This window comes from Mesorhizobium sp. M2A.F.Ca.ET.039.01.1.1, assembly GCF_003998035.1.
Taxonomy (GTDB): domain Bacteria; phylum Pseudomonadota; class Alphaproteobacteria; order Rhizobiales; family Rhizobiaceae; genus Mesorhizobium.
Genome location: NZ_RZRY01001415.1, coordinates 1 through 630, shown reverse-complemented (window position 1 = coordinate 630; position 630 = coordinate 1). Strand labels below are relative to the sequence as shown.

Below are 630 nucleotides of genomic sequence, written 5' to 3'. Positions count from 1 at the left end.
ATGGAATGCTTGGTAAACTAAAGACGGTAAAATCACCAGCTGAGCTTGCCTACATGGAGCAGGCCGGAAAGATTGTGGACAGGGCCATGCAGGTGGGCCGGCTCGAGATCGCTCCTGGCGCACGCGAATGCGACGTGGGCGCCGCCATAGTTAATGCTTTGGTCAAGGGCACTCCGGAAATCCCGGGCGGTGTTTGCGCCTTTCCAACTATGCCGGTTGGCGCTCCCGCCAATGCGCCGCATCTTTCGTGGTCTGACGCGAGCTATAAGATGGGCTGTCAGACTAACTTCGAGATTGGCGCCTTCCGACACCGCTATGCCTGCGCCTTGTCCCGGACGGTATTTTTGGGCGAGCCAACCGCTCGCGCGCGGCACCTACATCAAGCCGCTTTGGACGGCTTTCTCGCGCAGGTCGAAACGATACGGCCTGGAGTTGCGTGCTCTGAAGTTTCGCAAGCGTTCCAGCGCGCCTTTAAACCATACGGCGTGCGGAAGGAATCCAGAAGCGGCTACTCCATCGGCCACGGTTGGGTCGACGGCGGAATCAGCTTCCAGGTGGACGACGACACCGTGATTGAACCTAACATGACCTTCCACGTTCTCATCGGTATTTTTGAGAAGGATGACGGCT

Annotated in this window: 1 protein-coding gene; it reads left to right on the top strand. The window is 58.1% G+C overall.

Going from position 1 to position 630, the window contains the following annotated elements:
* The coding region (locus tag EOA24_RS40180) for a M24 family metallopeptidase (RefSeq protein WP_189354700.1) at positions 1–630 on the top strand (630 nt) is incomplete at both ends.